Annotated in this window: 7 protein-coding genes and 1 pseudogene; 5 read left to right on the forward strand and 3 right to left on the reverse strand. The window is 52.4% G+C overall.

Annotation, left to right across the window (positions count from 1 at the left end; all coding sequences use genetic code 11):
• From FDW94_RS24330 to ttrB, 3 genes and pseudogenes are all read right to left on the reverse strand, one after another.
• Positions 1 to 945: pseudogene (locus tag FDW94_RS24330) on the reverse strand (tetrathionate reductase subunit TtrA); the annotation flags it as partial.
• Entirely contained in the window at positions 938 to 1,960 is a 1,023-nt protein-coding gene (gene ttrC, locus FDW94_RS15400; protein WP_001016644.1) for a tetrathionate reductase subunit TtrC, read from the reverse strand. The pseudogene FDW94_RS24330 and the gene ttrC, both read right to left, overlap by 8 nt.
• A complete protein-coding gene (gene ttrB, locus FDW94_RS15405) occupies positions 1,961 to 2,695 on the reverse strand; it encodes a tetrathionate reductase subunit TtrB (protein WP_020996438.1) in 735 nt (244 codons plus the stop codon).
• Positions 2,696 to 2,922: 227 nt separating this feature from the next.
• On the opposite strand from ttrB, the gene ttrS reads away from it, so the two are divergent.
• The 5 genes from ttrS (at position 2,923) to FDW94_RS15430 (ending at position 8,858) form a co-directional block, all read left to right on the forward strand.
• On the forward strand, positions 2,923 to 4,656 hold the full coding sequence (ttrS, locus tag FDW94_RS15410) for a tetrathionate respiration histidine kinase TtrS (RefSeq protein ID WP_123969800.1): 1,734 nt from the start codon (positions 2,923 to 2,925) through the stop codon (positions 4,654 to 4,656).
• Positions 4,631 to 5,215: a tetrathionate respiration response regulator TtrR gene (ttrR, locus tag FDW94_RS15415; RefSeq protein WP_008784617.1), complete on the forward strand. Its 585-nt coding sequence runs from the start codon at positions 4,631 to 4,633 to the stop codon at positions 5,213 to 5,215. Before ttrS ends, ttrR begins: the two co-directional genes overlap by 26 nt.
• A 92-nt stretch (positions 5,216 to 5,307) precedes the next feature.
• A complete protein-coding gene (gene fumD / locus FDW94_RS15420) occupies positions 5,308 to 5,517 on the forward strand; it encodes a fumarate hydratase FumD (RefSeq protein ID WP_003029345.1) in 210 nt (69 codons plus the stop codon).
• Between the two features lie 494 nt (positions 5,518 to 6,011).
• A complete protein-coding gene (locus FDW94_RS15425; RefSeq protein ID WP_016152920.1) occupies positions 6,012 to 6,638 on the forward strand; it encodes a ferredoxin-like protein in 627 nt (208 codons plus the stop codon).
• A 117-nt stretch (positions 6,639 to 6,755) separates the two neighbouring features.
• Positions 6,756 to 8,858, forward strand: coding sequence for an aldehyde ferredoxin oxidoreductase (locus FDW94_RS15430; RefSeq protein WP_003832676.1), 2,103 nt, complete (start codon positions 6,756 to 6,758; stop codon positions 8,856 to 8,858).
• Positions 8,859 to 8,962: the final 104 nt, after the last annotated feature.

Raw genomic sequence — 8,962 nt, forward strand, 5'->3', positions numbered from 1 at the left:
ACGTAAACGGGCGCTGGCCAATTGGCGGGCCTGGCGCTTAAACGGGTTGCCGGATTGCGCCGGAGAGGTGCCCATAAACAGCGCGAATTCGACGTTATCCCAGTCGGGTTTCACGTGGGTATTTTTATCCAGATCGCCCATTAACGCGCCGGAACCGGCCCGATAGGCCAGGCCGCAGTAAGCGCCATGAGCACCGAAGTTTTTACTGCCGAAACTGTTCAGTGCGAAGCGACGTAAAAAGGTATCACGTCCTTCATCGCTGGTATTGGTGACCAGCAGTTGATTGGATTTTGGGCCAAAGCCGGGATGTTTCGCATCAAGCGGTGTAGTGGGATCGTGGATGGCTCTCAGACCATCAACGTGGCCTTCACCAAACAAATCGCCACCTTCCACCACCTCTTTGATCAGCTGTTCGAAGCTGATGCGCTGCCATTTTCCTTCACCGCGTTTACCGACACGCTTCATAGGCTCCAGAATACGTAGCGGGCTGTACAGACCTTCGAGTAAGGTTGCGCCACGGGCGCAGGCGGTGGAACGTGCGTCAAGACCTGACTCCCCGGCCAATTGTTCCATTGCCGTAGCAAAGGGGACGGAGGCGTCTATATGGTGCTCGTGCGACAACGGATGATAAGGGTTGCCCGCAATGCGCAGCACTTTGCCTTGCTCAGTGTCAACGCGAACCCGTACACCACACTGCGTCCAGCAACCAAAGCACTGCGTCATCGAGATCACCTGCTGCGGGTTTTGCTGCCAGTGAGGCCGGGCGTTGGCTTCTGGGATTAGCGCGTTGGCAAAAATGCGGTCACGGGTAATTTTGCCCGAGGTTCCGTCCAACAAACCGTCTATCGCGCGCTTTGCCACATCCCGATAACTCAGGCCAAAAGTCACCATGCCACCTACGGCAAGGCCCACTTTAAGCCACTGACGACGGGTTAAATTAGCCATGTTGCATTCTCCTTGCGATCGCGTTCAGGGCTTCACGAACAATAATAATCAGTGCTATCCACAGGCCGAAGGTACCCACAATAGCCAGCCAGCCATCGGTGCCGCCGGGCAGGGTATAGGGATTAAACTGCGCGTTAAATTTCGGTACGGTCTGCACCTGGATGAGTAACGTCCAGCGCATTAGCCAGCACAGCGCCATAGCGCTAAAAGCGAGTAATATGCGCAGCGGTAGCGATAAGGGGTAACGTACAACCAACCCGCAAAGAGCAAGCGAAACAAGCCATAGCGCAACCCAACCGATAGCGTAGTGTTGTGCTGAAGAGGCAACATCCAGCCACTGACGGATAGCCGAACCGGAAAGCGTATTTCCACTCGCCCAGATCGCCACCACGATAGCCAGCGCGATCAACGTGACCATTTGCCCCCACGCTAGCTTACGCGGTAGTGCGTCCTTGCTATTTGTCGTGGCAATAAGCAGGGCAAGAAATGTTTGCAGCGCGCTGAGGAACATCGCAACCGGAAAGGCGTAACTGAACCAAATGGGACGCGCCTGTACCACCGACACTTCACGGCCGGTGTAAACCAGCAATCCGATGGCGGACAGCGCGCTACCAAGTGCTAACCATTTTGTGACGCTGTAACTTTTTAGCGTTAGCCGTTTCACATGCTGCGCCAGAAACCACAGACCTAAAAAACCGGTAAACAGCGGTAAAAACAGCGCGCCCCACGGCATCCAGGACCATGGCGTCGGATACGCATAGAAATGCCAGACGCGGGCGGTTTGGTGTAGATCAGCGGTCAGCGCCAGTGGCGCGGTAATCGCGCAGGTCAGGGCAATCAACAGCGTCAGATTCTCCAGGTCTGCCGTTTCTTTTTTGCGCCAGTGAAGAACGCAGGCGAATAGCGCGGCGCAGGCGGCAATGCCGATGAAAAAGAAGTATTGTACGGCCCAGGGTAACCAGCTTACGTCCTGGGGATGGGCCAGAACCTCGTCGATAATCAGTGAATGGTTCATTTAAACCTCCTGCCAGAGAGCGGGTTGAGCTCGTCCCATCAATGGGGTGACAAACGCCTCATCCAGTCCCAGATAGAACACGTGAGGAGACGTACCGCTTTCCGGCTTCAGAACTTTGATGGCGTCATGGTGTTCATGCAGCATTTGTGAAATGCGGCTGTGCGGATCTTTAATATCGCCAATGATGCGCGCGCCGCCGACACAGGATTCCACACAGGCCGGGAGCAGCCCCGCTTCTAGGCGGTGAACGCAAAAGGTACATTTATCGGCGGTTTGCGTTTCATGGTTGATGAATCGCGCATCATAAGGGCAGGCCTGCACGCAATAGGCGCAGCCCACGCAGCGTGTGTTGTCGACCACCACAATGCCGTCTTCGCGTTGGAAAGTGGCTTGTACCGGGCAAACGGGCACGCAAGGGGGATTATCACAATGGTTGCACAGTCGCGGCAGCAGGACGTTGGTAACGCTTTGCTGGCCTTCAATCTGTACTTGATACTGGTTGACGAGGGTACGAAATTCGCCCTGTGGCGTCTGGTTTTCAATGGCGCAACTGACGGTACAGGCCTGGCAGCCGATACAGCGTCGCAGGTCAACCAGCATGGCGTAGCGATGCTGTTGTGAGCCTTCGTGGCGTTCAGGCGAAAAGGGAAATTGCGCCTGAGCCAGCGGAACCAGTGATGCGCCAGCGGTCAGGACGCCCAGTTGCTGGAGAAACTGCCGTTTACTGCTGTCCATATTTTCTCCCGTCACGATGCAACAACGAAACATTGGTCACGCCGTTGATTTGCGTGTGATGAATAAAGAATCTCAATGATTTACAGTGTAAAAATCGTGACGGGGTATACTCTATTGTGGTTAACCACATACCCGGCTTGTTGTTGATCTAAAACAACATAATTGACAGGGATAATTGAGTGGGACGCAACGTAGTAAGATGTCTGACGGTGCTGGCGTCGCTGTGGATGCTAAGCGGCGCGGTCAGGGCGCAGACATGGAACATTGGCGTTTTGGCGATGCGCGGGGAGGTTTCTACACGTAATCACTGGCAGCCGCTGGAAACCTTGTTGAATCAGCAAATCCCCGGTGAGCAGTTTCATATTCAACCGCTGGACCTGCGGCAGATGCAGGAGGCGGTGAATCGTGGAACGGTACACTTTGTGGTCACCAATCCGGCGCAGTTTGTCCAGCTTAACAGCCGCTCGGCGCTACGCTGGCTGGCGTCGTTACGCTCCACCCGTGGTGGGAAAGCCACCAGTAACGTGATTGGCAGCGCCATTCTCGTCAGGCGCGACAGTGGGTTAACCTCCGCACACGATCTGATCGGCAAAACGGTTGGCGCCATTGATGCTCAGGCGTTTGGCGGCTATTTGCTGGGATATAAAGCGCTCAGTGATGCCGGTCTGCGCCCTGAACGTGATTTACGTCTGACGTTTACCGGATTTCCCGCCGATGCCTTACTCTATTTATTACGTGAAAAAGCCGTGCAGGCGGTGATCGTGCCGGTGTGCCTGCTGGAAAAAATGGATGAAGAAGGCCTCATCCGTAAAACCGATTTTATGACCGTGTTGAATCATCCGACTTCAATTCCCTGTTTAACCAGTACGCCGCTCTATCCGGACTGGTCATTTGCCGCACTACCTGCAGTGAGTGACGAGTTGGCCGATCGCGTGACGCGGGTACTGTTCAATGCACCGCAAAACGCGGCGTTTCGCTGGGGCGCGCCCGCCTCGACCCGCGAAGTAGAAGCGTTGTTGCGCGACGTCCGCCAGCATCCGCAGCAGCGTCAGCTGTGGCTGGATGTCAAAAGCTGGTTTATTCAACACCGACTGGCGATGGGGGGCGTGGTCATCGTATTGCTGTTGCTTACGCTCAATTACATCTGGGTGATGCTGTTGGTTCGCCGACGTGGCAGGCAGTTGGAGCGGAACAACGTGTTGTTGCACAAACAGGAACAGGCGCTGGAGACTGCCCGCCAAATGAGCGTGCTGGGGGAGATGACCTCCGGTTTTGCCCATGAGCTCAATCAGCCGTTGTCGGCTATCCGCCATTATGCCCAAGGCTGTCTGATTCGCCTGCGTGGTCAGGATGAGCAGCATCCGTTGTTGCCCGCGCTTGAGCACATAGACGCCCAGGCACAACGGGGAGCCGATACGCTGCGCAATCTCCGGCAGTGGGTCAGCCAGGCACAGGGCAATCCGGTACTCACCGATGGCTGGCAAGCCATCAACGTTCACGATGCTATCCATCACGTCTGGCAATTACTGCGCATGCCCCAGCAATTCCCGGCGGTAACGCTGCACACGCAGGTTAGCAAGGCGTTAACGTTGATGCTGCCAAGCGTTCTTCTTGAGCAGGTGCTGGCTAATCTGGTACTCAATGCCGCCCAGGCAGGCGCTACGACAGTATGGTTTAGCGCCCTGCACAAGGATGGTGGCGTGCGTATTCAGGTGCAGGATAATGCCGGAGGCATTGACGAGGCTCAGTTGTATCAGGCGTTTCAGCCGTTTATGACCACCCGCAAAGAAGGTATGGGACTAGGACTGGCCATTTGTCAGCGACTGGTGCGCTACGCAAACGGAGATATTGAGATCAAAAATCAGCAGGCCCCGGACGGTAAAGCGGGGGCGAGAGTGACATTGTATTTTAAACCAAATCAGGAAGGAGGCCGTAGTGGCGATAATTCATCTGCTGGATGACGACATTGCTGTTACCCAGGCCTGTGCGTTTTTATTGGAAAGTCTGGGATATGAAGTGTCTTGCTGGGAGCAAGGCGAGAAATTCCTCGCCGAGGCAAATCTGCACCAGGTGGGCGTACTACTGCTGGATATGCGTATGCCGGTACTGGATGGGCACGCTGTGCATGAAATCATGCGTCAGAAAGCAAGTACGCTGGCGGTGGTCTTTCTCACCGGGCACGGCGACGTGCCGATGGCGGTTGAGCAAATGAAACGTGGCGCGGTCGATTTTTTGCAAAAACCCGTGTCAGCCGTGCCGCTTCAGGCGGCATTAGAACATGCCTTGCAGGTCTCGGCAGCGGCGTTCTCGCGACAAGAGATCATCTCATGCTACCAACAACTTACGCCAAAAGAACGGGAACTGGCGCATCTGGTAGCAAAAGGGTTAATGAATCGGGAAATTGCTGATGCCATGAATATTGCCGTGCGTACGGTTGAAGTGCACCGGGCGCGGGTGATGGAAAAAATGCAGGCAGGAAGTCTTGCTGAGCTCGTTAATCGACTTCAGAGAGTTCAGTAGAATGATGACATTTATTTGATTTTCATTGAATTTTGTCTAAATCGTCAGAGTGATATATGCTGTTGGTTTGAGTTAATGACGAGCGGGCAAAAATGGGAAATCAGACGAAAGACGACGAGTTGTACCGTGAAATGTGCAGAGTAGTCGGTAAAGTAGTGCTGGAAATGCGCGATCTGGGACAAGAACCTAAGCATATCGTCATTGCGGGAGTACTGAGAACCACCCTTGCTAACCAGCGCGTGAAGCGCAGTGAGTTAGAAAAACAGGCTATTGAGACTGTAATTAAAGCATTGGCCGGTTAATTCATAAAAAGAGGACCGCAGAAATTTTTTGCCGTCCTCTTATTCTCGATACGTTAATCTATCAATCTATATAATTTATCTCCGTTAATAATTGGTTGTAGAGAACTATAAATCGATATGTATTTATTTATATATCGGTTGTCGTACAGCATTATATTTGGGAGAGGGTTCACAAATATTTGTAATTTAAATGGGCTGCTATTTCACTCTATTTCTTAATGATAATAAATCTCACTCCGCATTAATTATATCCCTTCCGTTTTTTAATTGATGACGATCAAGACTATGCATGCTGAATAACCACATTATTTCTTCACCTAACCCTAAAGGATTAGATTCATTCAGTTTAACCACCGTCATTTACGCGATCAGGTTAGGGCAAAAATTTACGTGTTGTTGGCAACATTAACCGCCCGATATGGCTTGAGCTGCGCTGGTTTAAATTAGCCTGGAGGTGTTGCTACCACAGCATTTGCGAAGAGGATGCGAAATAAATGAACCAGGTTGATCGTCCATTTTTAGATTGTGGTTTAACGCGACTAGAATTCCTGCGGATATCAGGGAAAGGACTGGCGGGATTAACGATTGCCCCCGCGCTGTTATCCCTATTTGGTTGTAAGCAGGAAGATATCGATAGTGGGACCGTGGGGCTTATCAATACGCCGAAAGGGGTTCTGGTGACCCAGCGAGCCCGCTGTACAGGCTGTCACCGCTGTGAAATATCCTGTACCAATTATAACGATGGTGCCGTAGGGACCTTCTTTTCCCGGATAAAAATCCATCGCAATTTCTTCTTTGGCGATGATGGCGTCGGGTCCGGTGGTGGGCTGTATGGCGATTTAAACTATACCGCTGATACCTGCCGTCAATGCAAAGATCCGCAGTGCATGAAGGTCTGCCCAATTGGTGCAATTACCTGGAAACAGGAAGACGGTTGTATTGCGGTGGACCACAAACGCTGTATTGGCTGTAGCGCGTGTACCACAGCCTGCCCGTGGATGATGGCGACCGTAAATACCGAAACGAAAAAGTCCTCAAAATGTGTGTTATGCGGGGAATGCGCCAATGCTTGTCCGACTGGAGCATTAAAAATTATCGAGTGGAAAGATATTACTGTTTGATAGATAACAGGCATACCTGATTCGCGCCATTAATTGCCAAAAACACTGCAGTTTTGGATAAAAAACTGCCTGAAGAATGGCGGGTATCTATTAAACCTTCTTGCAAAGGAAAACATGATGGCTAATGGTTGGACAGGTAATATTTTACGGGTCAATCTCACCACGGGTAATATCACCCTTGAAGATTCCAGTAAATTTAAAAAATTTGTCGGTGGGATGGGCTTTGGTTATAAAATTATGTACGACGAAGTCCCGCCAGGCACCATGCCTTTTGATGAAGGGAATAAGCTAGTTTTTGCCACTGGACCATTAACGGGGTCTGGCGCTCCCTGTAGCTCCCGCGTCAATATCACCTCCTTATCGACGTTTACCAAAGGTAACTTAGTCGTAGATGCCCATATGGGCGGTTTCTTTGCTGCACAAATGAAATTCGCCGGTTACGACGCCATTATTATTGAAGGCAAGTCCGCATCACCGGTCTGGATCAACATCAAAGACGATAAAGTCAGCATCGAAAAAGCCGATTTCTTGTGGGGCAAGGGGACTCGCGCCACAACCGAAGAGATTTGCCGGATTACCAGCCCGGAAACCTGCGTTGCCGCTATTGGGCAGGCGGGTGAGAATCTGGTGCCACTGTCCTGCATGATCAACAGCCGCAACCACAGTGGAGGCGCCGGTACAGGTGCGGTGATGGGTTCGAAAAACCTGAAAGCCATTGCGGTAGAAGGGACTAAAGGCGTCAACATTGCCGATCGTAAAGAGATGAAGCGTCTCAATGACTACATGATGACCGAGCTTATCGGCGCCAACAACAACCACGTTGTGCCAAGCACCCCGCAGGCCTGGGCAGAATACTCTTCGCCAAACTCGCGCTGGACAGCCCGTAAGGGACTTTTCTGGGGCGCGGCAGAAGGGGGGCCAATCGAAACCGGTGAAATCCCGCCGGGAAACCAAAATACGGTGGGTTTCCGTACCTATAAATCGGTGTTCGATCTGGGTCCAGCCGCAGAAAAATACACGGTCAAAATGAGCGGCTGCCATTCATGCCCTATTCGTTGTATGTCGCAGCTCAATGTCCCGCGGGTGAAGGATTTTGGCGTGCCGAGTACCGGCGGCAACACCTGCGTGGCGAACTTTGTTCACACCACCATTTTCCCCAATGGCCCGAAAGATTTTGACGATAAAGACGATGGGCGAGTCGTAGGGAACCTGATCGGACTGAACCTGTTTGACGATTACGGTATCTGGTGTAACTACGGCCAGCTGCACCGTGACTTTACCTACTGTTATTCGAAAGGCGTCTTTAAACGCGTGCTGCCAGCCGAAGAGTACGCGGAGATCCGTTGGGATCAACTGGAGGCGGGCGATCCTAACTTTATCAAAGATTTTTACTATCGACTGGCGCATCGCGTGGGGGAACTCAGTCATCTTGCGGACGGTTCGTATGCCATTGCTGAACGCTGGGATTTGGGCGAAGAGTACTGGGGTTATGCCAAAAATAAACTGTGGTCGCCGTTTGGTTTTCCGGTCCATCATGCAAACGAAGCCTCGGCGCAGGTGGGGGCGATCACCAACTGTATGTTTAACCGTGACTGTATGGCGCACACCCATATCAACTTCATTGGTTCCGGCTTACCGCTGAAATTACAGCGCGAAGTGGCGGGCGAGTTATTTGGGTCGCAGGACGCCTACGACGAGACCAAGAATTACACCCCGATCAATGCCGCCAAGATCAAATATGCCAAATGGACGCTGCTGAAAGTCTGCCTGCATAACGCGGTTACGCTGTGTAACTGGGTTTGGCCGATGACGGTTTCACCCCTTAAGAGCCGTAACTATCGCGGAGATTTGGATCTGGAAGCGAAATTCTTCCAGGCAGTCACCGGTGATGAAACCACGCAGGCGAGTCTGGACCTGGCCGCTGAACGCATCTTTACCCTGCATCGAGCCTATACGGTCAAACTGATGCAAACCAAAGATATGCGTAATGAACACGATCTCATCTGCTCCTGGGTGTTTGATAAAGACCCGAAAATTCCGGTCTTCACCGAAGGCACCGACAAGATGGACAGGGAGGATATGCGCCAGTCACTGACGATGTTCTATCAGGAAATGGGCTGGGATCCCGAGTTGGGTTGCCCAACGCGTGAAACCCTGAATCGACTCGGACTTGAAGACGTGGCAGCCGATTTGGCTGCGCAGGATCTGTTGCCAGCGTAAGGAACGCGAGATGACTAACGTGAGCAACGTTCAGGCACCCGTTGAGGCGCCTCCTGACGAGGTTGATAGCCAAAAGAGACACTGGCTACAGGCGTTTCACCCGC

Origin of the sequence: Citrobacter sp. wls757 (genome assembly GCF_005280935.1) — a bacterium.
GTDB classification, from domain to species: Bacteria; Pseudomonadota; Gammaproteobacteria; order Enterobacterales; family Enterobacteriaceae; genus Citrobacter; species Citrobacter portucalensis.

Coding starts and splice junctions, on each gene's coding strand:
- ttrC (WP_001016644.1), bottom strand. CDS start 1,960: ATGAACCATTCACTGATTATCGACGAGGTTCTGGCCCATCCCCAGGAC.
- ttrB (WP_020996438.1), bottom strand. CDS start 2,695: ATGGACAGCAGTAAACGGCAGTTTCTCCAGCAACTGGGCGTCCTGACC.
- ttrS (WP_123969800.1), top strand. CDS start 2,923: ATGCTAAGCGGCGCGGTCAGGGCGCAGACATGGAACATTGGCGTTTTG.
- fumD (WP_003029345.1), top strand. CDS start 5,308: ATGGGAAATCAGACGAAAGACGACGAGTTGTACCGTGAAATGTGCAGA.
- FDW94_RS15425 (WP_016152920.1), top strand. CDS start 6,012: ATGAACCAGGTTGATCGTCCATTTTTAGATTGTGGTTTAACGCGACTA.
- FDW94_RS15430 (WP_003832676.1), top strand. CDS start 6,756: ATGGCTAATGGTTGGACAGGTAATATTTTACGGGTCAATCTCACCACG.